Origin of the sequence: Paenibacillus pabuli, from assembly GCF_039831995.1 — a bacterium.
GTDB lineage: Bacteria > Bacillota > Bacilli > Paenibacillales > Paenibacillaceae > Paenibacillus > Paenibacillus pabuli_C.
Map to the genome: position 1 here is coordinate 3,079,021 of NZ_JBDOIO010000003.1, position 26,102 is coordinate 3,105,122.

Annotated in this window: 19 protein-coding genes; 2 read left to right on the plus strand and 17 right to left on the minus strand. The window is 49.3% G+C overall.

The window, feature by feature from the left end:
- The first annotated feature begins 22 nt into the window (after positions 1 to 22).
- Positions 23 to 223, plus strand: coding sequence for a cold-shock protein (locus tag ABGV42_RS16105; protein WP_347382536.1), 201 nt, complete (start codon positions 23 to 25; stop codon positions 221 to 223).
- A gap of 108 nt (positions 224 to 331) precedes the next feature.
- Positions 332 to 604 carry an HU family DNA-binding protein gene (locus ABGV42_RS16110; protein WP_347382537.1) on the plus strand — a complete coding sequence of 91 codons (273 nt, stop codon included), beginning with the start codon at positions 332 to 334 and terminating at the stop codon, positions 602 to 604.
- 271 nt (positions 605 to 875) lie between these two features.
- Here the strand turns inward: ABGV42_RS16110 and ABGV42_RS16115 are convergent, their stop codons facing one another.
- From ABGV42_RS16115 to ABGV42_RS16195, 17 genes are all read right to left on the minus strand, one after another.
- Complete coding sequence (locus ABGV42_RS16115; RefSeq protein WP_347382538.1) at positions 876 to 1,676, minus strand: ABC transporter ATP-binding protein; 801 nt, start codon at positions 1,674 to 1,676, stop codon at positions 876 to 878.
- Between the two features lie 22 nt (positions 1,677 to 1,698).
- A complete protein-coding gene (locus ABGV42_RS16120; protein ID WP_347382539.1) occupies positions 1,699 to 2,715 on the minus strand; it encodes an ABC transporter ATP-binding protein in 1,017 nt (338 codons plus the stop codon).
- Positions 2,716 to 2,719: 4 nt separating this feature from the next.
- The gene (locus tag ABGV42_RS16125) at positions 2,720 to 3,556 is read right to left on the minus strand and encodes an ABC transporter permease (RefSeq protein WP_347382540.1); all 837 of its coding nucleotides are present in this window, start codon (positions 3,554 to 3,556) and stop codon (positions 2,720 to 2,722) included.
- A 1-nt stretch (position 3,557) separates the two neighbouring features.
- On the minus strand, positions 3,558 to 4,568 hold the full coding sequence (locus tag ABGV42_RS16130) for an ABC transporter permease (RefSeq protein WP_347382541.1): 1,011 nt from the start codon (positions 4,566 to 4,568) through the stop codon (positions 3,558 to 3,560).
- 71 nt (positions 4,569 to 4,639) lie between these two features.
- Positions 4,640 to 6,451 carry an ABC transporter substrate-binding protein gene (locus tag ABGV42_RS16135; RefSeq protein WP_347382542.1) on the minus strand — a complete coding sequence of 604 codons (1,812 nt, stop codon included), beginning with the start codon at positions 6,449 to 6,451 and terminating at the stop codon, positions 4,640 to 4,642.
- 208 nt (positions 6,452 to 6,659) lie between these two features.
- On the minus strand, positions 6,660 to 7,304 hold the full coding sequence (locus ABGV42_RS16140) for a Vat family streptogramin A O-acetyltransferase (protein WP_347382543.1): 645 nt from the start codon (positions 7,302 to 7,304) through the stop codon (positions 6,660 to 6,662).
- Between the two features lie 35 nt (positions 7,305 to 7,339).
- Positions 7,340 to 9,028, minus strand: coding sequence for a methyl-accepting chemotaxis protein (locus tag ABGV42_RS16145; protein WP_347382544.1), 1,689 nt, complete (start codon positions 9,026 to 9,028; stop codon positions 7,340 to 7,342).
- Between the two features lie 373 nt (positions 9,029 to 9,401).
- Positions 9,402 to 11,405, minus strand: coding sequence for a CotH kinase family protein (locus ABGV42_RS16150; RefSeq protein ID WP_347382545.1), 2,004 nt, complete (start codon positions 11,403 to 11,405; stop codon positions 9,402 to 9,404).
- A 217-nt stretch (positions 11,406 to 11,622) separates the two neighbouring features.
- Positions 11,623 to 15,996 (minus strand): alpha/beta hydrolase fold domain-containing protein, encoded by a 4,374-nt coding sequence (locus tag ABGV42_RS16155; protein WP_347382546.1) that lies wholly within the window; start codon positions 15,994 to 15,996, stop codon positions 11,623 to 11,625.
- Positions 15,997 to 16,008: 12 nt separating this feature from the next.
- Complete coding sequence (locus ABGV42_RS16160; protein WP_347382547.1) at positions 16,009 to 17,559, minus strand: extracellular solute-binding protein; 1,551 nt, start codon at positions 17,557 to 17,559, stop codon at positions 16,009 to 16,011.
- Positions 17,560 to 17,694: 135 nt separating this feature from the next.
- On the minus strand, positions 17,695 to 20,064 hold the full coding sequence (locus tag ABGV42_RS16165) for a DUF4962 domain-containing protein (protein ID WP_347382548.1): 2,370 nt from the start codon (positions 20,062 to 20,064) through the stop codon (positions 17,695 to 17,697).
- Positions 20,065 to 20,099: 35 nt separating this feature from the next.
- Positions 20,100 to 20,867 (minus strand): SDR family NAD(P)-dependent oxidoreductase, encoded by a 768-nt coding sequence (locus ABGV42_RS16170; protein ID WP_347382549.1) that lies wholly within the window; start codon positions 20,865 to 20,867, stop codon positions 20,100 to 20,102.
- A gap of 26 nt (positions 20,868 to 20,893) precedes the next feature.
- Entirely contained in the window at positions 20,894 to 22,732 is a 1,839-nt protein-coding gene (locus tag ABGV42_RS16175; RefSeq protein WP_347382550.1) for a cache domain-containing sensor histidine kinase, read from the minus strand.
- Positions 22,729 to 23,766 carry a response regulator transcription factor gene (locus tag ABGV42_RS16180; RefSeq protein WP_347382551.1) on the minus strand — a complete coding sequence of 346 codons (1,038 nt, stop codon included), beginning with the start codon at positions 23,764 to 23,766 and terminating at the stop codon, positions 22,729 to 22,731. Before ABGV42_RS16180 ends, ABGV42_RS16175 begins: the two co-directional genes overlap by 4 nt.
- A 41-nt stretch (positions 23,767 to 23,807) precedes the next feature.
- Positions 23,808 to 24,686, minus strand: coding sequence for a carbohydrate ABC transporter permease (locus ABGV42_RS16185; protein WP_347382552.1), 879 nt, complete (start codon positions 24,684 to 24,686; stop codon positions 23,808 to 23,810).
- A 12-nt stretch (positions 24,687 to 24,698) separates the two neighbouring features.
- Positions 24,699 to 25,634 carry an ABC transporter permease gene (locus tag ABGV42_RS16190; protein WP_347383268.1) on the minus strand — a complete coding sequence of 312 codons (936 nt, stop codon included), beginning with the start codon at positions 25,632 to 25,634 and terminating at the stop codon, positions 24,699 to 24,701.
- A 41-nt stretch (positions 25,635 to 25,675) separates the two neighbouring features.
- The gene (locus ABGV42_RS16195; RefSeq protein ID WP_347382553.1) at positions 25,676 to 25,885 is read right to left on the minus strand and encodes a tautomerase family protein; all 210 of its coding nucleotides are present in this window, start codon (positions 25,883 to 25,885) and stop codon (positions 25,676 to 25,678) included.
- Positions 25,886 to 26,102: the final 217 nt, after the last annotated feature.

The following is a 26,102-nucleotide window of genomic DNA, read 5'->3' on the forward strand; positions in this document are numbered from 1 at the left end:
CTTATTTTTTTGGAGGAATCACATGCAAACAGGTACAGTGAAATGGTTTAACGCGGATAAAGGCTTCGGCTTTATCGAAATTGAAGAAGGAAATGACGTTTTCGTTCATTTCAGCGCAATTCAAAGCGACGGTTTCAAAACATTGGATGAAGGACAACGCGTTCAATTTGATGTAACTCAAGGTAACCGTGGACCACAAGCTGAAAACGTTACAGTCATCTAATTATATGCAAGCTGCCTTTACAGGCAGCTTTTTGTTTTTATTCTCTGCCTGACCTATCAGATCATCAGAACGACCCGAACGCAAACCATACAAAGCGAGGGATTACAGATGGATAAAGAACAATTGATTGCCGAAGTAGCCAAATCTGGCGGGTTTTCCAAAAAGAACGCCGAAAAGGCCGTAACCGTTGTACTCGATTCGATTCTAGAGGCTTTAAAAGAAGGCAAAGAAGTTCAGCTTGTCGGATTCGGAAAATTCGAGGTACAAGAGCGTGAAGCACGCATGGGTAAAAGCCGGAGAACCGGCAAGGAAATCCAGCTTCCTGCAGGAAAAGTTCCTGTATTCACGGCAGGATTAATGATGAAAGAAGCTTTAAATTAAGGCAGCAACAACCGTACCGGAAAAGAGGTTTTCATTCAAACAAACAACGATAATTACAATGTAAATGTCGTATTTTCTAGCGTTGATGACATTCTTAACTATTATTCTGACAAGAAGAGTAACCAGAATATCGCGAAGGATCACACCCACTCCACAGCCCCATCAACAGCGTCTGAACAGACACAACAATCACCCACTCGCTAACGAACCCTTTCATATTGGACTACAAAAAGCCCTGATCCGCTCAAAACGGTCCAGGGCTTGATTTGTGTTAATCCAGCACCCAGGGTGAATGAATTTTGGGCACATCGTTAATCAACTGCCTTGTATACGGATGCTCCGCATGGTGAATGACTTCCTCTGCTTTTCCTGCCTCCACCATCCGCCCGTGCTCCATAATGCAGATCGTGTCGCTCACATAATAGGCGAGACCCACGTCATGGGTAATAAACACAATCGTCATCCGGTTCTCATCACGCAGCTTGAGCAGCATATCGAGAATGGTGGAACGCGAACAGGCATCCACCATAGAGGTAGGCTCATCGGCGATCAGCACCTTCGGATGCAGCATGAAGATCCTCGCAATCATTAATCGCTGCATCTGCCCGCCTGACAGCTCGAATGGATATTTATTGTACAACTCCTCAAACTTCAGGTTAACGAAGGAACAAGCTTCCTTCATTTTGATGTACGCCTCATCCTGGCTGAGCTTCAAACCTTGCAGCCTGATGCAGTCTACCAGCAGCTTCTCTACCCGGTGAAAGACATTGAAGGAGGAGAACGGATCCTGGAAAATGGCCTGGATATCCTTCCAATAGGCTTTGCGTTCACGGTATCGTCCCAGCTGTCTCGGTTTTCCGTTATATTCGATGGCCCCGCTCGTTTCCTTAAGCAGTCCCATAATCATCTTCGCAAGCGTAGTCTTGCCACTGCCGCTCTCTCCAACAATCGAAATAATCTCGCCTTCGTGAAAATCAAAGCTGACATCGTTTACTGCCGCCTTTTTGCGGTTGCCTGTACCGTATACCTTCGTCAGATGACGGCCGCTAATCAGCACCTTGCCCATCGCCATGCGGGTTCACTCCTTCCGGGAGTCATGAATCAAGCTGCTCCTCTTTCCTGATCTGCTCCAGGATTTCCGGTGTCAGCAGGCAGCGATAGATCCGTTCTTCCACTTGGATATTCTCAATCTTGCCCTGCCGGCATTCGTCCGTAACCAGCGTGCAGCGCTCGGCAAATCTGCAGCCTTCGGGCACATGCTTCAGATTCGGCGGAGCACCAGGTATGGCCGCAAGCTTATGCTCCTTCATCCCCTCTTCCGGTACAATAATGGATCCCATCAGCTTGCGGGTATATGGATGCAGCGGATTGAAGATCATCTGGTCCGCCGTTCCCCGTTCCACAATTTCGCCGGCGTACATCACCATAATCTCATCCGTGACGTGATACAGAAGCGGCAGCTCATGTGTGATAAACACCAGGGATTTGATCACTTCCTTTTTCAGCAAATCCTTCAGGAGACGGATCACTGCCTTCTGTGAAGTCACATCCAGAGCGGATGTCGGTTCATCCGCAATGAGCACTTTGGGATTCAAAATGGTTGAGATGGCAATCACCGTTCGCTGCTTCATGCCACCGGATAATTCATTCGGATACATATCCAGCACATCCGGGGACAGATTCAGCGATTGAAAACGCTCCGCTGCCATCCTCCGCACTTCCTGCCGCTTCATCTCCGGGCGATGTTCCTTCATAATATCCTCGATGAACCGAATAATGCGCAGCGTTGGATTGAGTGCATTCATGGCGGCCTGCGGAATATAGGCAATTTCCTTACCGAGAATGCGGGAGCGCAGCTGCTCCTTGTTCAGCTGCATAATATCTGTGCCATTGATCCGGATCGAACCACTGCCATAATGCAGGGGCGGGAAATAAAAGCCCATTAGGCTGAGTGCCAGTGTCGACTTGCCGCAGCCCGACTCCCCCGCAATGCCCAGCGTCTGCCCTTCTTTCAAACCAAACTCAACCCCGTCAACCGCATAAACATTCTCTTTGAGCCGGGTACGATAATAAGTTTTGAGGCCGCTGACCTGAAGTATAGGTTGGTCCATGGTCTTAGCTCCTTATTTTCGGATTAAAGATTTCGTCCATGCCCGTATTCATCAGATAGAGCGAGAACGTAATGACGGCAATGGCCAATGCCGCAGGAATAAATGCCCACCATGCTCCTGCTACCGGGGCTTCAAATACCAGTGCCCAGTTCATCAGAATGCCGAGTGATATCGTGTTATACGGGCCGAGCCCGAGCATTGAGATTGAGGCTTCGGACAGAATGCCCGAGGCGGTCTGAAGCACAAAGGCCATCACAACATACGACGCGATATACGGCAGAATTTCATGGATGATAATACGCGGCGTGCTATGTCCCGAAATTTTCGCGATATGCACGTGGTCCCGGCTCCGCAGGGATGTCGTCTGCGCACGCACCGCCCTGGCTGTCCACGGCCAGCTCGTGATGCCAATAATGATGGCCGTTACGAGTGAACTGCGGGAATCAATACTGACTGAGATGAGAATCAGAATAATGAACGACGGAATCACGATGAAGATATTCGTGACCGCTGTCAGGAAATTGTCCAGCATGCCCCCGATATATCCGGATACCAAGCCCATAATCAGGCCAATGACCGTTGCAAAAACGCCAGCAATCAGCCCTACCCGAATGGATGTCTGGATGCCATACATCAATTCCAGAAAGATATCGCGCCCAAAGTTGTCTGACCCCAGCAGCAATCCATCCCCCGGAGGCTGGAACGCCATCGCCATCATCTCCAGCGGATCACTGCGATTAATGAGCGGATAGATGGTAACGAGCAGCAGCATGCCTACAAAAGTCACCGCACCGATCATAAACTTGGGCGATTTCAGCAAAATAGAGATCGAATGCTTCATGTCATTGTTCCTCCATTTGAGCAGCCTTGATGCGCGGATCAATGAAGCCATAGATTACATCAATCGTGAAATTGGCCAGCAGCACGGCGATGGCAATCAGTAATGTACACCCTGAAATGAGCGGATAATCGAGCTGACGTATGGCCGTGAACAGCCACGTGCCGATGCCCGGGTAACTGAACACAATTTCACAGATCAGTGATCCACCAACCATGGTGCCAATGGAGAGCGCCAGTCCCGTGATCTGAGGCAGCATGGCATTGCGGAACACATAGCGCGCAATGCGGCCGTCCCGGATGCCAAGCAGTTTGCTGTACAGCACATAGTCCGAATTCAGCTCATAGATGGACATCTCCCGCATACCAATCGCCTGACCGCCAATGGTCACGAGCACAATGGACAGGAACGGCAAGGTATGGTGGCGTATGACCGACATGATAAAGTCGAAGCTTAGCTGAGGCACCATCTGGAAGTCATATCCTCCGGACAGCGGAAACCATTTCAGTGTTAAAGCAAAGACATACAGCATAATAATAGCCAGAGTGAAAAAAGGAATGGAATTGATAAACAGTGCAACAGGAAACAGGACTTTATCAAAAACGCCTTTCCGATACGCCGCAATTGCACCGAGCAGATTGCCGATCAGCCAACCCACCAGAATAGCCGGGAGTTGAAGCCCCACCGTCCAAGGGACGGCGGAGGCCAGAATGTCCGTTACAGGCTTCGGATATAATCCGAAGGACGTGCCGAGATTGCCTGTGAACAGATTTTTAAGATAAATGCCAAACTGGGCCCACAGCGGCTGATCGATACCAAATTCAACCGTAAAGGTCTCATACACCCGCTTGATGGAATCCGAGTCGGTCATGCCTGCGGTCATTTTGGACGCGATCATGCTCACCGGGTTGCCTTCAATCAGTCTTGGCAGAATAAAATTCAATCCGATGGCGATGATCAGGGTCAGGCCATACCAGAACACTTTTTTCGCTACATATCTGGCGTAGGCATTCATTGGATTCAGCACCCCCCGATTTTTACGGATAAGGCCATATCTGTACTAAGGTGAGAACGCTCTTGCATCTCCTAATTATGAATTTGGTAAAGTGCCTTGATGCCTGCGCCATCCATGGAAATCTGCGGCGGAATGTTGGTACCGTCCCCTTCGGACGGGAAGCCCTTCCAGACGGACTCATTCACGGTATCAAACACCCACGGTCTGTACATCAGTGGAATGGACGGGATGTCTGTAAGCCAGATTGTATTGAGCTCGGTATAGAGTTCCTTGAGTTTTGCCTCATCCGATACGGAAGGAATCTCTTCAATGATGGCGTCTGCACGATCATTCTGGTAACGGCCCCAGTTCCAGAACGCCATCTCGCCGAGCGGTGCAACGCCTTTCGAATACATAATTGTCATGGCACGGTTCCAAGGTTGACTTGGACTCACTCCGCCCGCAGGGGTGTTCATGATGATATCGAATTTGCCGGTTTGCAGATCGTTGGTCCACACCGGAGATTCAGGGAATTTGGTTCGAATCTCAATGCCAATCGCCTTGGCGCTCTGTGCAACAATCTCCAGGGCAGCATTCCAGTCTGACCAGCCGTATGGACACTCAATTTCAAACGGTCCGAGACGGGTACCATTCAGTACACGAATGCCATCTTTGCCTTTGGTAGCCCCAATCGAATCAAGCAGCGCATTGGCCCCTTCCACATCGGTGGTCCATTGTAGGGACTTGATTGCATTCTGATCCATATATTTGGACTCGGCATCCGAGTTCAAGGTCAGCGAAGGCTGCATTGGTGCAGAATAACCGCTCATTGCCAGTTCGGAGATCTTGTCATAGTTGATGCTCATAGCAATGGCCCGGCGGACATCTGCGTTATCCAGTCCGGCTTTGGAGAGATTGAAGAAGATACTCGGCATGGAACCCGGGAGATAATAAGGAGCATCTTTCAGATAGGTTTTGACCGGAGCGCCGCCTTCCCACATTTTCCACACCTGTGGGATAAACTGTTGCGAGACGTCTACTTGCCCACTTTTGAACGCCAGATCCCCTGCCGCATTATCCTTGTAGATCACATGGGTGATATACTTCGGTGCTGGCAGCTTGCCGAACAGCTTTTGTCCCCAGTAGTTGTCGTCGCGAATGATTGTAATTTTCTGATCATTGTAAAAGTGAAGCTTATAAGCTCCCGTGCCCACCGGGTTATCGTTGATTTCTTTGCGGATCGCCGTCAGATCATTATTATTTTTCTTCTCGATCTCTTCCCAGATATGCTTCGGCAGCATCGGAATTAATTCAATGCTGTCCAGCACGGTCAGTTTATTGGGATTATCGGGATTCAGCTTGATCTCCACGTCCTGTGCTCCGTCGGCTTTTACTTCCTGAATGTAGGTCCAGAAACTGCTCCAGTTAATGTCGTATTTCTTGCCCAGCTCATAGGTGTACACCACATCATCTGCGGTAAAAGGCTTTCCGTCACTCCACTTGGCATCCGCGTTCAGCTCAATCCGCAATGTAGCGTCATCCGTCCATTCATATGACTTGCCGAGCAGCGGCTCAAGCGCTCCATCCAACTGGTTCACCATAAATAAAGTCTCATACAGGAGTTCCCTGGAGTTTCCGTAATTCACAGGAAAGGCGGGATTGCCGCTGAGCAGATTGAAGTTGGTGGGTGGTCCCCATTGCAATCCATTGACATACAACGTCTCATTGCGCGGAGTCTCCTTATTGGTTTGTGGGGCAGGTTCATTTTGGGTGGTTGCAGCAGGTGGATCTACCGTTCCTTGCGGTTCACTTACCGACGGTGGCTGAACACTTTGGCATCCGGCAAATAAAGCAGCCGACAATAACAGGGCGATGAGCGGTTTTGCAGCACTCTTGACTCGCATCCTGAACCCCTCCGTGAATTCATATTGGTATTTGGAAGCGCTTACTTAACGATATTCTATGAGATATATCACAAGAAACATTCCATCTCTTTCCTCAATATTGAGACATTATTTATGGCAGCTAGGCCACAGACATAGGGGTACGCAGTCTAAAATAAAACAAGCCGGCTCCGTCAGGAACCAGCTGCTGCCTCGTTTTCTTAATCAACTACTTGCTGTTCAAAAGCTCACGTAACGTCTGTGGATCATATCTGGAAACCAATCGTTCCAAATGGGTGTCCAGCCACTCTTCATCCTGATCCCACCATTTCAGTTCCAGCAGCAAAGCAATGATCTCGTCATCAAAGCGCTTTTTGATCGGCTTTGCTGGATTACCCCCAACAATGACATAAGATTCGATATTCTTGGTTACCGTCGAGTTGGATGCTACGATGGCACCGTCTCCGATCGTGATACCCGGCATGATCGTTACATTCTGCCCAAGCCAGACGTCGTTACCCAGTACGGTATCGCCCTTAAAGGGCAACTGATCCAGAGTAGGCGTCACTTTCTCCCATCCTCCACCGAAAATATTGAAAGGATAGGTTGTCATGCCCTCCATCCGGTGGTTCGCGCCATTCATAATAAAGGTCACACCTTCTGCAATCGCACAAAACTTGCCGATCACCAGGCGATCCCCAAGAAAATCATAATGATGCTGAATTCGATCATAGAAATGTTCCGGTGGATTACTGTTGTCGCTATAGTAGGTATAGTCACCGATGTCCACATTGGGGCGAGGCGGCAAATTTTGAATATAACAGACGGTTCGAATGTTCTCGTTGGGGAAAAGTTTTGTTTTATCGGGAGCCATGCGTATTCCCTCCTTTTTCCTCATTGTACCAGATATTAGATCTTGAACGGACTCAGCGATGTCTGTAACTCGGTCGAAACATCGGACAGCACAGCTGCAGACGCCTTAATCTGTTCCACCGACTTGAGCTGTTCATGAACGGATCCGGCAGCCTGCTGCGAATTGGCGCTGGCCGTCTGCGCATGACGCGCAATCTCGTGAACGGAAGCGACAATCTGTTCCACGCCGGCGGACATCTCCTCGCTCGTCGCCGCCATGTCCTCAATCTCTGATGCGATTCGTAAGTTTGTGTCCCGGATCAGGCTGAAGTTCTGTTCGGTTTCACGGGTCAAGCGCAGCCCTTCCTGCACCTCTTCCTTCACTCGAGACATGGCTGATAATGACTGCAGCATGTCCTGCTCCATGGCTTTTACCAGTTCCTCAATGCGGCTCGAAGAATCTCCGGCCTGTTCAGCCAGTTTGCGAACCTCGATTGACACGACGGCAAACCCTCTGCCATGCTCCCCTGCTCTTGCCGCTTCAATGGATGCATTGAGAGCGAGCAGGTTTGTTTGATTCGCAATCTCATGAATGGTGGTAACCATCTGGCTAATCTGGGCCGACTTCTCTTCCAGTGTACGAATGACTTCATCCGTTGTTGTAACGGAAGATTCAATCGTTGACATTTGCTGAACGGTCAGCTGCACCGCCTCTCCTCCGGTTTCTGCCTGCCTGCGGGAGTACAGGGCAGATTCCGAGATGCTGGAAGCCTTGTCTGCCATCCGCTGCACTCCGATTGCCACCTCTTCCATGGCCTGCAGGTTCTCTTCCGTGCTGATCGTCTGGCTCTCTGCCCCTCTGGCAACCTGTTCTACCGACGAAGCAATCTGTTCCGATTCCCGTGCCGTCCGTTCCGCAATGGTCAAGAGAATTCCGGTCGAATACTTAGCCTTCTCCCCCGCTTGAAGGCCACCCTGAATAATCAGTTGTAAGCTGCTTCTCATCTCGTTGTACCCGGCACCCAGCATGCCAATCTCGTCTTGGACGTGATCGACAACCGGCTGCGTGAAGTCCCCCGTGCCTGCACGCTTGATTGCCATAGACACCCGTTCAATTCTTAATTTCACTCTGCGGACATACAGAATAATGGCTGTAATTGCTACCACCATCGCGAGCAGGACTACAATCAGGAAAGTTTTCAGAAATGAAGAAATAATGACATCAATCAACGATTGGGATGCCCCTACATAGAGAATTCCGATGATTGCCCCGGTTGCATCCTTGATCGGTTGATATGCCGTTTGGACATTTTGTCCCACCACAACGGCTTCACCGTAAAATTTCTCCCCCTGCTGCAAAACAGCCTGGGCAACCTGTTCCGATACTTTCGTCCCAACAGCACGCTCTCCATCCATCATCACGTTGGTTGCCACGCGCTCTTCCCCGCGAAAAATGGTGACTGTATCTCCCGATGCCTCACCGATCTCATCCACAAGTTCGAAGTTACCCTCCATTGCTGTCTCGCCTTTATAAAGCTCGCCATCCTTGATGAGCCAGTCGCCGGGGTGTTTGTATGTAATGATTCGATCCGCCATCTCCAAATCCCGCTTCGCCTTTTCCGTTGCAAATGTTGTAATTCCCTGTCTCATTTCCAGAATCACACTTACCGCTACGGCTGAGGAAAACAAGATAAATATACTGATAACGATCAAACTGATTTTGGTACCGATGCTCATGCTTCGCATGTGTTGAGCCACCCATTTCCCTATATAATTGAGGTATACCGAAGCGAATTTCGAATTCATTTCGAATATCACATATAGAGTTATCGGTAGGCATAAACACATTATTTATAAGTTTTCAGTGATATTTATCACAATTTTTCAATGAAAAAACCAAAACATTTCCGTGTTTTCCGTAATCGTGTGCGAATGTCCTTCTGTCTGGTAATTTTGATGTCCTGATTAGATCGATTAGATATGTCTAGATTCATATATTCATATTGAACAGAAGAATACAAGGTCGCTTATGATTAGGGAGTATGGAACGAAACACATGGAAAAAAGGAAAACAAAAAAAGACCCGATGTGTTCATCGAGTCTCTTGTTCCATTCTAGATTATTGGGATGTAAGACTTACTTGTGCTGCCGTTTGATCCCAATTCACAGTTAGTCCCAAGCCTTCAGAGATGAAGCGTACTGGCACCAGTGTGCGGCTGTTTAGGATAATGGCCGGTGCATCGATATCAAGCGTCTCCCCATTAACCGTTGCAGTACTGCTTCCAATCTGGAGTACGAGTGTCTGGTCGTTCAGAACAGCAGTTACCGTCTTCGCCGTTTTGTCCCAAGTCACCTCTGCACCCAGCGCTTCAAGAATGGCATTGACAGGTACCATTACCCGGCCACCCTGCTCCAGCGAATCCTGATCCGGGAACGAAATGGCTTGGCCATCCAAAGTAACGGAAATGGTTTGGTCTGTTGCTCCCGTTTCAGAAGAAGTTTCCGAGCCTGCATCTTCTGTGGTCTCAGGCAGCGGTGTCACTTCGCGTCCGAGCTGCTCCTGCAAGTTGGCAAGCCGGTTCAGGGCAAACGTCGTCAGCGATCCTGCTGCCATGGAGCCCATGCCTCCACCACCGCCGAAGTTACCGCCGGGACGTGTCTGTGTATTTCCTATGCTCGCTGTATCTGTTGTATCGGTTGCGCTTGTGCCCTCCGGCTGCGAAGGTGGTGTCGTTCCATCTGGAGGCGTTCCTTCAAAACCTTCCGGAGGTGTCATTCCCTCCATGCCCTCTGGCGGCGTCATGCCTTCGAACCCTTCCGGTGGCGTTCCACCCATGCCGCCTGCTGCATCAGCATTAGCAGAGTAAGCGATGTTGGATTCAAACTGTTCGGTTGTGTAGAATTTCGTTGGATCTGCTTCAACATAAGGGCGGATGACATCGGCAAGTTCTGTAATACGGTCTTGGATGCCTTCCAGGTAGTCCGTCAACGCGTTGACGTAGCTCAAGTATTTTTCCTTATACTCCGGCACCGCAAGCAGGTTGTTGATCATCGGTACATTTTCCATGCTTATGCCGAGTACTGGCTCGTCCACGGATACGTTCGTTGCATTGGTGTTCGTTGTGGTCGTTCCGGTTGTCGTTGTTCCACGTCCGCCCCCACCCGAATACCCATTGAAAGACATGTTAAAGTCCCAAGGTACAACCGTGAACTTACCATCGGCATCACTGTAGAGCATGTAGTTGTGCCCTTTGTCGCCGTTATAGCTGTCATAGTTGCCGAAGACCATGTTGCCCGCGATATATTGAAGTGCGGAATCCACGTCCAGCACGCTCTCGATATCGCCTTTTTCTCCTTCAGGCATGTCATTCAGCGTTTTGATGAAGTTTTTGAGTTTGGTTTTATTCTCGTCCGTACCCAAATCTTCAGTGAGTGTGCTGTAGTCGCTGCCCTCTTCATATTGAAGATAACTTCTCTCGTCGGTATCATAGAGAACACCGTCTTCGTAATCTTCGCCGTAGTTGCGCTCCAGGTAGCTGTCATCCACTGCTTCAACACCCGTATAGAAACCAACCAATTCGCCGTTGACATACAGGTTGACGTAGTTCGTCATCGGTACATCCATACCAATACTGCGAAGCGCTTCATAGTGAAGAACTTCACGCATGTACGATGGATCCGCGTAGTTGTTGTTCAATACCATTTTATCGAGGCCAAGCAGGGTTTGCGTTTTATCGTATTTATCAAACTTAAGTCTGAAGCTGTAACGGTCCGAATCTTCCATGGATGCTACAGACTTCAGTGTCAGATTGCCTTTGGTGGAGAAACCGACATTATCCAGCTTGTTGCCGTCCACTTCCACGCTGACCTTCTTGTAATCCTTATCCAGCGGACTTTCAAGCATGCTCTCCCAATCCGCATCATCAATCGTAACGTTAATATCAATAACATTATCTGTCTGAAACAACGATTCATAGGCTTGCGCAACTCCTGTGCTGGTCGTTGTAGCCGCCGCATCCTCTGCGGCATGCGCAGCGTTAGGGCTGACGATCAGACCAAACGACGATGTCACCATCGTCACGGACAGTGCCGTTACGGCAAACTTTTGTAGTAAGTTATTCAAATGTTACATCCTCCTTCTTGGTTTCTGTTAAGCACCTGAGGCTTATATGAACCATGGTAGAGGACAAACCTTTAATGAATCTTAAAAGGTTAATTCACCAATAAAACAGCCTACCAGGCTATTTTGGATTGAACCGGAAGTGTAGTGGTATATCTCCATAGGTTCAACTTCATAAAATGCCTGATAGGCTCCTTGTTTCTTTAAGTGTTACGCATACTTATAACTCTGTCACAGTCACTCCAGCTGCCTTGTAGTAATCTTCAATCACATTATTCAATGTATTATCTTTCAGCAAAATCCCAATTCCGGCAAAGAGACCAATCCCGTTCGTATTACCTTCAAGCCGGTTATTTTCAATCCATACGTTCTCGGGGTTACCCTCACCAATATTCCCGGCACCCGTATCCCCTTTGTCGTAATCCAGCCTCACGGCCCAATAATTGCTGGCGATATTATCACGGATCACATTGCCACGAATCACTGTACCCGGTCCGTTCAGCACCTTAATTCCTACTGCATCCGCAATTGTGGATGTGTTCTCCATGAGATTATTCTCGATCAACGTATCAGGCGTGCCCATGACCACCGAAATGCCGATCTGGCTGTTCGTAATTGTGTTGTCATGAATATAGTTCCCTTTGCCAGATTTGCTGTGGTTACTGGGCGCTGAACCTCCCGTATTGCCGAGTCCGATTCCTGCGCCGGTAAGTACATCCGCGATCACATTGCCGGAGATTTCATTGAAATACTCCAGTTCTCCATGAAGATCAATGGCATCCAACTTCGTACCGTTAAACATATTGCCGCGCAGTACATTGTTGTGGGCCACGAATTGGATTAGCGCTCCGTGCCTCAAGTAAGGCCCTTCAAATGTACTGTTCTCTACCACATTCCATAACGTATCATTGTCAAAACCAAGTCGATCGGTTTTAGCCGTCCCCTGAATGGAAATGCCATAGCCAGAACCTCCAGGCCCAAGATCCGTTGCATTACGAAATGTTGCATGCTTCACAACGACATCACGACTGTGCTCAATGCGGATCGCCATTCGTTTGAATTTTTCCACAACCACACTGTCAATGGTAATGTCATAGGATGGTCTTTCACCATAGTTAGCGATGTGAATCATCGTGTCCGGCCCCCCTGCGGAGGGGTTGTTGGATTTATGATCAGTCGTGTAATTACCGGACCATGATGATGTGATTGTCAGGTTGGATACGAGAATGCTATGTTGAGCAGATGCTTTCAGAACGGTACTGCCGGTCATCTGATCAAGAGATGTCTTCAGCACGGTCCCTGCGGTGCTCTCCCCTCTCAGATTCACCCCGGATTTAAGCGTCAAATTGGTAGCGTTGTCTGGTCCGGATAACAAATTGTACACACCGTCGGGCAAAAACACTTCATCTCCAACGTTTGCATCATGAATCGCCGCCTGAATTGCGGGCTGGTCATCACTAGCATTATCGGCAGGATCTGCGCCGTAATTCCGTACATCTATGGTCCGTCCGGTTACGGCATTTGGAAAATGAACGGCATGTGGTGTTCCATCGGTCTCCGTCAAACCTGGAGCTGTAAAAGGCTCCGTCCCCTCCGGCGGCTCTGGAACAATGTATGGAATCAGGGCCACTGGAGTACCCCCACCCGACATAGGCGCATACAAATGCACATCGGTCAGACTTGTGTAGATGCTCGAATCCGAATTCCCATGTCCGGTAATCCGTACATAACGTGCGAAAGTGTGCGGAATATCAAATGCCTGCATCTCCGTTGTATCCCCGCCGCTTTCTCCGCTGAATACCTGTACCCACTGCTCTCCGTCAACAGATGTTTCGATCTCGATAGACGTCCTCCTTGCATCTCCTTTGTAAAAACCAATACCCACATAGCCGATTTGCCGTTCCTCGCCCAGGTCAAAAGAAATCCATTGCCCGCTTCCAGCAGCGGACCAGCGTGTATAGCTATTATTGTCAATCGTGTTGATTTCCAGATTACCATCACTGCCGCTTGCTGAAACGGACAGAATAGGCAACGACGATACAGGATCCGTAAGGGTCGCCATGTCGGTTGTAATCTCGTTGCTGATGTTGCCTGCCTCGTCAATCACCCTTACTTGAAACGTGTACGCCGTTCCGGCTGCAAGTCCTTCCGCTCGGAATGACCGGATGTCTTGTTCTGCCAATAACGTACCGTCCTGGTAGATCCGATATGCAGCCACAGCCATATCATCGCTTGCTGCTGGCCATCGCAGCTCGGCAAAATCCGTTCCCCAGTTGCGAAGTTCCAGCTTCGCCCTCGGCTCCCATTCAGGCGCAATCGAGTCAGTGCCATCTTCCGTTAGAGCAATGACCGCTAACTGGGGTCTAGGATTGCTCGTTCCATTGGCTTCCTTGGTGTACACGTTCACCGAGACGCCTGTTGCTTCAGCGTCGGCAAGCAGAAATGCCACCTCCCCTTCAGCCGGACGGTTCTTCACATAATCGGTCACATCAACTTCATAAACTGCCGGGCTTCCTCCACGATCTGCAGTAACCACGAACGTGCCGAGAAGTGCACTCCCGTTCAAACTTTTGACTGGAGCATTGGTCCAGGTTAATGAAGATTCGCTCCAGTCCGTTTCATCCAAACCGTAGAGGGACAGCTCCGTATCCGTATTCGAGGTGCCTTTCTTGGCAGCGATTCGCAGTCGATACCGATCTCCTTCGCCTTCATTACCTGTCATGACAAACTTGAGATATACATATTTCTTGGTAGACGAGGTGGATGAAATGCTGAGCAATCCGGTGCTGGAACCCGTAGCTTGATTAAAATTAAGATCCGGCTTGCCACTATCTATCGCCGCATCGTCACTAGGGAGCTTGCTGACGATGAGCTTCTCGATCCATTGTGAGCCTTCTTCATTCACTTCATCTTCCTCTTCAGGCGATGTGTATTCCTGATTGTTTTTGAATATAATCGGCTCGGTTACAACCCGATTCTTCACATGTTCATCCATGAAAGCCCATGCCTCCGCATTGGCAATCTCGGAAGCCGTTCCTGTAAATCCATGCCCCTGATCAGCAACGATTTTGAGATCCACAATCGGTACACCTGCGGATTGAAGCTGTCCTGCAAAAGTAACACTGTCCGTATAAGGGATGGTAGCATCAGCATCCCCATGCCGAATCCAGATCGGTGGATCATCCGGTGAAGCATACGTACCTGGCATCGCCAATCTGGCCTGCTCGGGTACATCAAATGCCCGATGTCCACCCAGAAGAGCAGTGACGGAGCTGTAATTATTGGCAAACGTAGTCGTAAAATCAGCAGGTCCGTACCAATCGGCTACCGCCTGCACTTTGTCCGAATACTCTGGCCACCCACCAGAACCTTCAAGATCAGGCACCTGTACCATTGCTCCTGTATCCAGCTCTATCGTCTCGCCAGCAACGATATCTCCGGTTGTTCCAAGCAGTGCAGCCAGATGGCCTCCTGCCGATGAGCCCCAGACTCCGATACGGCTCGGATCCAGATTGTACAGGGCTGCATTAGCCCGCAAATAGCGGACGGCGAGCTTCACATCCTGAATCTGGGCAGGAAAAGGCGCCTCCGGCGTCAGCCGGTAGTCCAGAGACACACCGACGTAACCGCGCTTGAGCACATAGTTACATATGGTGTTCAATGCTTGCTTTCGGTCACCATGATTCCATCCGCCTCCATGGATATAGACCATGACCGGCATAGGTTCAGATGCGGCAGTCTCGGGCACAGCAATGGATGAATATATTGCCCGGTCACCCGCCATGCCAATCTCCACGTCTTCATACAGAGTTACGCCTTGTGGAGGCGTAAATTCTGTGGCTTCCTCCCCAGGTGGCACCGGAGATGGAGAGGGGGTTATGCCAGGAATCGCTTGACCGTAGATAGCGACATTGTCGAGATACATATTGGCCTGCATGACATCTCCCGTTCGAAATCGAATTTTAACGGTGCTGTTATTGTTCGCATCTGGACTGAGGGCCCAGCTTTTTAACGTATTGCCTTCCTTATTTTTCAGATCCGGCGTGCCTGGCGGAAGATCGAACGTCTCCAGCGTCGTCCAGGAAACACCGTCATCCTTCGACCATTCGACAATGACACTTCCGCTTATATAGGATGAGGCACGTGTATAGTAACTCAGCCGGATGTTACCATATCCCGTTAGATTAAGCGGCAGCGCAAGTGCATCGGTTCCATCGATTTTAATCATGTTGGGCAGCGATGGCGCGGCAGTCGAGGAGGACGTTTTGGCCTTGCTTCCTCCTTCTCCTTCCTGCAGCCATGGAGCCCTCAGCGCAATCCCGCCAGTAGATCCGAAGTTATCCGGGTCATCAAAGTTTTCGGAGTAAATCTCGAGTTCAGGGCCTTCGGGATCTTGGATTTCCCCTTCCAATGTAGAATTTAAGGAGATCTGAGGAACAGCTTCCTCCATCGCACGGACTTCTTGTACAGGAACGATGGTACCGCTAACGAGCAAGGCAGACATGACAACAAGCACAACCCGCTTCTTCCACGTTTTGAACAAGTCTTTCACTTGTATCCCCTCCGTGTTCACCTGAATTCCCACTGTTTCCATCCCGTTCTGCATCTAACGACGCGGTGCGGACACCCCTTCACCACTCTTGAACTTTTCCGTAGCTTCCTGAATGGCCTGGTCACCGCCCTTGGCTCGCCATTCCTCCACCACTTTCGGCCAGTCAGAGATCGGCTCTTTGCCGTAAACCATCTTGATCATGTGTGTTAGCAGTACCTGAGGAGGCGTATCCGAATTGGGTGCGATGTCTGGATTCTGAACAAAGGCTTCCAAACGAGGATCAAAGGTAATACCATCACGGCCCTCTTTCGCCAAAATGGTATCGTAAATGTTCATAAGCTTTTTGCCTTCTTCGGTTAACGAAAGAGATCCCTTGTTGTACGTCGTATCCTGTACGAACCATAAGAACGATTGACGATAGCGTTCCTCATCCACACCAGCAGAATCCGTCGGAGCGTTGTACGCAATTACCCCATTATCTTCTGTGTAGGTCTCACCTTCCGTTCCGTACGTGAAAAATTTCTCTGCTTCATCGGATACCATCCAGTTAAAAAAGCGAATGATGGAAGCCGGATCTGCTGCATCCTTATTAATGAAGTAGGCACGTGTCACGGGACCATACAAGTAGTAGCCACCCTTACCGTCCGGGCCAACAGGTGAAGGAATAATCTCAACTTCCGCATCCGGAACCGATGCTTTGATCTGTTTCTCCCATTGAATCAATTCGTTCGCATTCATGGACCACATACCGGCCTTGCCGGAGAGAATCGTATTCTTGAAAACCGTTGAATTAATGGTTGCAAACTCTTTGTTAATCAGTCCTTCATCATACATCGTCTTATACACGGTCAGCGCTTGCTGCATATTCTCGTTATCCATGAATTTTGGTACGATCTGATCACCCTGCTGCTCCATCATCGATAAGAATTGCTGCACGTCATAAGCTCCGAAGAAGGTGTCGGCATATTTAAAATCCTCGCGCCCCATATAGGGATTTTCCACGCCAAGTTTCTTAAATGCGCGCAGAACTTCGAGGGTTTCCTCTACCGTGGTCGGCACAGGCAGGCCGGTCTTTTCCAGCAAATCCTTACGAATCCAGGTAGCCCGACGGGACGGATTGGATAAATATTCGGGGATGGCATATATATGGCCGTCATGGGTCACTTGATCCCAGGCCTCCTGCGGCACGGTCTTAAGCAAGTCGGGCCCATACTCCTTCAGCAGATCATCCAGCGGTTGAAATACTCCCGCTTCCACAGAGCCTGCCATCTCTTTGCCGTTGATGCCTCCATCACCCTGCACGACATCAGGAATATCATTGGTTGCGAACATCTGGACCATTTTCTGTTCATATTCCTTGTGAGGCACCAAGACAATCTTCAGATCCGTATCGGTCAGATCCTCGAGCTTTTTCACCCACTTATCCTGGTTAATGTCCGGCGACTTCTCCACATAAGTGTAAGCCAACGTACGCAGTGACATGGAGAAACTCGTTTTGCCATCCACTCCATTCTCACCGGATGCTGTTCCGCTTCCCTTGCTGCATCCCGCCAGAACGGCTGCCGTCAACAACAAGGCCATACCTGAGGTCATCCACTTTTTCATGCTACCCCTCTTTTCATCCCGTTTTAGGTATCCCTAATAAGTAAAGCGCTTTCATATGATCAATGTTAAAACATCCCCACCTTCTGCAACAATGGGGATGTTTTAGATCGGATTGCGTTTTCTTTAGGTAGAGCCTTAGTACGCTTTGGATACCTCAATCTTCTTCGTAACTCCGTTATCGGTAAAGTATAGGTGGATGCCATGATCCTGATCATCGATGAAATATGGCACATACTTTGGCTCCCCGCTCCGGTAAGGCACAAGCAGAGTCACGATCCTGTGACTTGAGGCAGTCCGTGTTTCCGCGTTTAGGTGATAATGTCTTGGCAGGCCTTCGTACTCAGCAGGGTCCACACCCGAGAATTGATCCGAATGACTCAGCGACATTGCACCGGACGACGTGTAAACAAACGTTCCTTCTAAGCCTGCCTTGCTTCCATTCAATCTGAAACTTTGTCCTTTCAACTGCAATGGGTGCAGGGCATGAAACAGCCACTGGACGCTGTCCGGCTTATCCAGATCAATGTAATCGACAATAACGAAATAAGACAATTGCAGAAAATGAATTTCTCTCATAACCCGCCTTACATGCGGGACTGTGCTCGCGTAAGCATCCGTCGCTACTGCACGTACATAGCCATCTCCGTTTTGCCAATAGGCTTCTTCGATCTGTCCGGTTGCCGCCATGTTCAGCACCTTGTTGTTCTCGGCGTATTGTCCGGCACCGCCAATTAGTATGTTATTTTTGGAACGTGTCTGTCTGCGCCAATCCCGATGAAAGGAACTACCATGAGCAATATAGTATCCGGTATCTGCCGCAAGCGGCTCACCGAACGCATGCAATGTGAAACTGTTCTGATCCGCATGGCTATGACTGATCGAGCCATACCGGCTCGACTTGAACAGCAGCATGATATGCTCTTCCGGATCATCCATCCGGTGGTGCATGGCTACCCAACCCACATCACGGAACCATTTAACCGGTTCGATGTCTGTAGGGACCTCTTCCTTCACCTGAGGATAATCATGTCGGTATACCAGATCGTCAAAGCGGAAATCCCACCAGCCGTAATTGTAGAAAGCCCCCTCTGTTCCCGGGTCCATGCGGCGTACATTCTCGAAATACCATTGGTACCAGCGGTTGCCTGTCACTCCTGCAAACTGGCGAACCAGATAACCCGTTTTTAAGTTTACCGGATCACCCAAGGTGGACTGATCGCCAAAGCTGGCCCGCCGGACATCAGGCGGATACATATATAGCGGGAAATCACCTGTGCGCTGAAAAAAAGGCCTGTAGAAGAAGTCTATATCGGTATAGCTTCGCAATAAGTTCATCGCCTCGGTTACGTAGGCCATACCTGTTGTCCAATACATCGGTCCCTCAGCCCACCCGCCATCACTGCCTCCCCACGGTGAGTATAAGCAGGCGTAATACTCGATGGCATAATCCAGCCACTCCACAACCTGCTGTTCCTCATGAAGCAGGGCAATACAGCAGGGTACGAGCACAGAGGACAATGAACGCACCGCGTGGCTATCATAAGGAACGTGATGAATCTTGGAACGGACCATGACATGCTGTGCCACTTGCTCTGTCCTGCGCAGCAAGCTGCTTCTTACCATATCACGCTCCTCAGTGTTCAACTCATCATACAGCCAGTCGTATCCCCAGGCCAGACCTGCAGCGATCCGAAAAGCAGCCTCATCGTTATAATCGCGTGATGTCGTGCCCTCTGTATCCCATCCCGCGGCATGAATCAGCCATTGTTTCCCTGCTTCCAGCAACCTTCTGTCACCAAGTACACGTCCTGCAATACTGAGGTGCCGAATGGCATACAATACTTCCTGACAATCAATGTACATTTGTCTCCATAATGAAGAGACTCGCTTATTATCCGGATAAGGCCCGGGTTCTCGGATCAATTCGCGGGTTACCCAGGGCTCTACAGAATCGGAAAGAAACGAATCCCAGCCACAGTAGGTTGGATCGGATGCAATGCTTTCTGCAAGCTTCTTCAATCCGCTCTCTGCGAGCCATAGACGAGGATGGGCCACTTCCGTGGAGTCATAACGCTGAAGACGATCTGGTATCGGTGTCTCAGGCAAACCTGCTGGCACGGTGAATTGACGCACCTCACTCCATGCCGACTTCCCCCGTGTTTCACCCTCTGCTACCTCCGATTCCACCGCTGTGCCTTCCAGCACCGCATGATCTAGAAGCAGTGCATAGCGCCAGTAATAGTCTCCGGGCACAAATACCCGATTTGGCGTAAAAAAGTTATAAGGAATCGGGGCAAATGTCATCGTCTCTTCTTCCTGAAAAGAAGGCGTGGTCGATACTTGCACCATATACGCATTTTCATCCTCCTGCTGTGCCGCCATCCAGGTAAACCTCGGCGGGTTCTCTTGGAGAATGGATTGTTCATTAGGTGCATAGTCCACGTGGAACGGTCCACTCTTCGGTTGGTATAGCGGACTTTCTGCAGGCATTCGTTTAACTTCCATGGATAAGTCCCCTCCTTTAACTAATGGATGTGGTATTAACGCATGAACATGCCGCCATTAATCTCAATCGTTTCTCCGGTTATAAATGAGCCCAGATCGGAACAGAGATACAACGCTGCTCCAGCCACATCATCGGGATTCCCTTCCCTCCCGAGTGGTATGCTGCTAATGGCAGATGATCGTCCCCCTTCCGAAGTGAACGTTGCATGAAATGCCGTTTGACCGATGAAACCCGGCGATAAGGCATTGACCGTAACACCGGCAGCGGCCAACTCCTTGGCAAGACCTTTCGTCAAAGCAATGATTCCGGCCTTGGAGGCTGCATAAATCGCTGCACCTGGACCGCCTCCATTATGCGCTGCCACCGAAGTCAGATTAATAATGCGCCCGCGGCCGATGGCTTTCATGCCGGGAATGACCGCTTTGGAGACAAAAACAGCGCTCTTCAAATTCACATCCATAATTCGGCCGTACAATTCCTCGCTCATCATTTCAATTGGACTTCGCTGCACCAGATGGCCCGCATTATTGACTAACAACTCAACGGGACCTCCGAAACGGTAAGTAATATCACCGATCATGGATTCAATCTCCTTCGTATTTGTTACATCCGCCCGGAATGCTTCCGCTTCACCGCCGGCAGCTCGAATGGAAGCCACAACCTCCTCGGCGCGCTCCATATTATGCAGACCGTTCACGGCTACCTTAGCTCCGCACCCAGCTAATCCTCCGGCAATGGCAGCGCCGATGCCTCCGCTTGAACCCGTGACGAGCGCAATTTTGTTCTGCAAATTAATATTCATTCACTTTCATCCTCTCTATAATCGATTTAGATTCGCTTGCTGTGTTGATCCGCCGGAAGCGCCATCGTAATGGTGGTTCCTATGCCTTCCATACTCTCAATCATCAGGCCGTAGGTTTCTCCAAACACCAGTTGTATACGCCGGTGAACATTCATTAGTCCGATGCCTCCGCGATGGTATACGTCATCCTGATCTTCACCAGCAAGGCGATTGAGTTCAAGTCGCTGACGCAGCTTCTCCAGACGTCGTTCATTGATCCCCTTGCCGTTATCCTGAATCATGACCAAAAAACGTCCTTCCACCCGCATCGCATCAATACGAATGAAGTGACCAGGCTCCATGCCATGCGGGAATGCATGTTGAAGCACATTTTCAACAAGCGGCTGAAGGGTAAGCCGTACCATTTTCTCCAGCAGCAGATCCGGAGCGATGATTACCTCTACTTCAAGCTCCCGGCCCATGCGATGCTTCATGATTGAAAGATAGGCCAGTACATGCTTTAATTCATTTGCCACTGTAATTTCTTCCAAATTGGTTTGAATGGAATAACGGAGCATATGGGCCATGGATTCCACCATCTGTGTAATTTCCTCCGAGTCCTGGACCACGGCATAACACTTGATCGTCTCCAGGGTGTTATACAGAAAATGCGGATTGATCTGCAATTGAAGTGCCTGGAATTCTGCACGATGCCGTTCGAGCGCCTCCTGCTGGAGCTCAATCTCTGATTTTTGACGGCGTAGTTCAGATTCGTACACACGTTCAATCATGTCCGACAAGCGGCTGACCATCAGATTATAGCTGCGGATCAATACGCCGATTTCATCCCGCCTTTCTTTCATCTCCACCTTGTTCCAGATCCCCTTCTCGGTCTGTCTCATTCCGTTCATCAGCACGCGAATCGGCTCCACCTGTGATGCGCCGATCCGATAAGCCACGACAAGTGCTGCCAGCAAAGTTCCTGCGCCGACCCATAGCGTTGCTGAACGGATCGTTGCAATCGGACGCTGGAGCTCTGATAAGGGTACGGAAGCGATAAAGCGCCAGCCCGAATAGTCAGAAATTTCAGAAATGAATAGTCGTTTGGTGCCGTCTGGATCCAGCTCAAGTGAACCCGCATCCATGTCCATAAGCTTGCTTGCAATACCAGGTGGCATGGCTACCTGCGCTTCTTCCTCCCCGGGCGTGTAAATTACCGTTCCGTTCTGATCCATTACATACTGATATCCACCTTGACCCAGATCGAGTTCACCCCAAATCTTGTCAAGTTCAAGTACATTGATTTCCACCGCCAGTACACCGTTAGGTGTATAGGATGATAATCCCCTGATCCGGCGTGCAATCGTAATTACGTTGGCAGTCTGTTCACTGCGAATGCTGCGGGTAAGCAATATCGATTCTCCATCCGCTGGCGTCAAAGCCAGCAGCTCCTTATATTGAAGATCCCCATCCACATCCGGGATGCCTGCGGAATTCTGGTTATCGTCAATGACAACACGCCCATTTTCCCCGATCACATACAGGAACTTAATCTGCGGGTACAACATAAAAACAGGAGGAAATACATTTTTTTTGATCTGTCGGCTGTATTCGTAGTAGGCGTAGCTATCCTCGGATTTCATGTCCAGAAAATGCTTGACGCTTCCATTCGAGAGAATGGAGTAGGTTGCCCGATCGTAGTTCTGCAAATATAAGTCTGTCTGGTAAGCCGTATTGCGCATCGTCTGGGCAATGTTGTCAGCAAGCTGGTCATTCATCTCCGTGGAGGCATAGGTATAAGTAAACAAGCCAATGGCTGTGAGGGACAGTGTAATGACGACAGCAAAATGAAAGAACAGACGGATCGACAGGCTGCGTTTCATCATTCAATGCCCATTCGGTTGCGGTACTCGGACGGGGTCAGTCCTGTAATTTTCTTGAACGTCTTCGTAAAATGGGGATGATCCGCATACCCCACTTCGTAGGAGATATCCGTAATCCGGTTGCCCGGCTGTTCAAGCATCCGCTTGGCCAGCTCCATTTTGCTGCGTATCCGATATTGTATAAAGGTCTGACCTGTTGTCTGCTTGAACAATTGGCTGAAATAGGACGGGTTAAGTCCCAGCTTGGCCGCAATCTCCTCAAGCGACACTTCACGGCGCACGTGCTCCTCCAGATAGGCTTTTGCTTCTTCTACCGGATGCTTTTTTTTGCCGCTGCGCCGCTCCTTGATTCTGTTCATCAGCACGTCGACGGCACCGACCAACGATTCAAAATATTTATTTTGGGAAACGCTTACAAATGTGTCTTGAGGCAAACTCAAAACTCCATTACCGCGTGCATTCATTCGGGCAACGATCAGTTCCAGCATGTCCTGAAAAAGCTCCGCCGTCTGCTCAGGCATTAAGGAGAATGCAGGATATCTTTGGGACCAATCTTCCAGTAATTCCTTCACATCCGGATGTCTAAGTTCCCAAATGGCACTTTCCAGACGCATCGCCCAATCATTCAGTTCTCTCACGGGCACAAGGGACAAGGTGGGCCTTTCTTCTTCCATTGACAGCAATTTGTGAAGAAGCTCAGAGAGCTCCTGCCGCCCTACAGGTTTGAGCAAATAACGCTTCACACCATAATCCATGCAGGCTCTGGCATATTCGAAGTCCGAGTAACCAGAGACAACGATAATGCGGATTGTGCGGCCTTGCTCAGACAATCGTCGGCACAACTCGATCCCATCCATCGTTGGCATCCGGATATCTGTAAACAGGATGTGCGGCCGATATGCTTCCACCACCTGAAGAGCCTCTTCTCCGTTTGCAGCCTGCCGAATCTCACAGTCAAACAATCCCGCTTGCTTGATCATTTTGGCCAGACCCATTCGAATCATAGGCTCATCGTCCGCAATCAAGATTCTGAACATCGCCATCCCCCGTTTCCGTCAGATGTGTGTGCTTCCTGTTACTAAGATTTGACGGAACCGACCATGATTCCTTTCACAAAATGCCGCTGTAGAAATGGATAAATAATGATAATAGGCAGGGTAGCGATAATAATGGTCGCCATTTTGATGCCTTCTGGTGAGGTGTGTGCAAGGGTGCTGTAGACGGCGGATCCCGGATCAACGGAAATATCATCACTCTCAAACAGCTTCTTGAGTGTCACCTGAATTGGCCACCAGGCTGGATCATTCAAATAGTATAGCGCCGTGGAGTACGCATTCCAGTGGCCCACTGCATAGAAAATGCCAAGTGATGCCATAGCTGGTTTGGATAATGGAATGACGATACGCCAAATTATGCCAAACTCTCCGCAACCATCTATGCGTGCAGCATCAATCAGTTCACCAGGCAGTTGTGCGAAGAAGGATCGCATCACGAAGAAGTTAAAGGCATTGATGGCTCCAGGTACGATAAGAACCAGTGGATTGTTGACCAGATGGAGCTCTTTCATCAGAATAAAGTTTGGGATTAACGGCGCTGAGAACACAACGGTCACAAGAACGAACATCACAATTACGGAACGTCCCTTATATTCCGGACGCGAGACCGGATAAGCCAGCGAGGCTGTTGCGGCGAGGTTGACCAGCGTACCCAACAGTGTAACGCCAACCGATACCGCAAATGCCCTCCAAAATGAAGCATCCCCGAAGACATATTCATAATTAATCCATGTAAATGCAACAGGCCAGAAGCTAACCTCGCCTCCCATAATCGCTTCCGAGCTGCTGAGCGACTGGGCTAGCACATTAATGAATGGAAGGATCATCGTTAACGTAAGCAGTGTAAGAAAAACGAGATTTCCAATGCGGAAAATACGGTAGCGAAGACTAGGGGTACGCATAGATCTCGCCTCCTAATACAGGCTTTCGCCAGTTGTTTTTTTGCTGATGAAATTACCAATTACGATAAGTGCCAATCCGACGACAGACTTAAATAACCCGATGGCCGTTGTATAGCTGTATTGCTGCGATAGAAGACCTGCCTTGTAGATATACGTATCGAGAATTTCACCAGATTCCAGATTGAGCGGATTAAGAAATACGAACACACGCTCAAAGCCCAGGTCCAGAAATTTACCAATGTGCAGCAAAAGCAAAATCATGATTGTTGGCAGTAGTGAGGGCAGCGTAATCGACCATATTTGTTTTAATCGTCCCGCTCCATCCACCTCTGCAGCCTCATACAGATCAGGGTTGATACCCGCGATAGCAGCCAGAAAAATAATCGTGCCATACCCGGAATCCCGCCAGATTCCCGAACCAATCAGAATGGATCGAATATACGAATCCTCTCCAAGGAAATAGATGGGTTGAAAACCTAAGAATTCGAGTGCTTTGTTCACCACACCAGCATCCATGGAGAAAATCCCCATAAAAATGCCGCTGATGACAACCCAAGACAAGAAGTGAGGCATATAAACAATCGTTTGAAGTGTTCGCTTGAACATGATCTGCCGTACTTCATTGAGCAAAATGGCCAGTATAATGGGGACAGGAAATGCAATCACAAGATCATACAATCCAAGCAGCAATGTATTATTAAGAATCCGTAAAAAATCATAATGGCTAAACATTTTCTGAAAGTGCTCCAGCCCTACCCAATCACTCCCCGTTATGCCTTTGAAGATGTTATAGTTCTGAAAAGCAATGACCGAACCGAATAGTGGAACATATTTGAAGAGGAAAAAATAAAGGATGCCAGGCACCGAGAGAAGATAGAGTATCCGGTAACGCCACAGGTAACGCCTCGCATCGCCGATCCGAGCACCGAAGCCAGATGATCTGTGCAATCCGGTTGTGCCCTGGCTTGACGGCACGATATCCGCGGGCTTCACGTCTTTTCCCCTTCCTGTTTCTGTGAATGCTTGATTTTCAGATTGTCAGGAACATTCTCGTCCCATGGGATCTCGTTGAATGAAACGGAAATATACTCCGGCTCGCGGTCGATAATACGCGAAAGCTCGCGTGTAAACACCTCGACGATCTCCTGCTTTTGCTCATTCGTCCTGCCTTCATACAACCTGATCGTAATTTCTGGCATCCGAGTTAAGCTCCCTTCGAAACATAATGTAAACGCTTTAACAACTTTATCTTAGCGTTCCTGCGGCAGAGCAACAATGGACTGTCTTTTCGTTCACTTGTGTTTTTTTTAGGTCTTGGAGGGTGACTAAAACCCAATAAGTACTGGTGATCTAAAGCTCTCACCGTTTTGAATTTTTCGATGATATAACAAAACAAAAATCCCCTCTAGCTTCCAG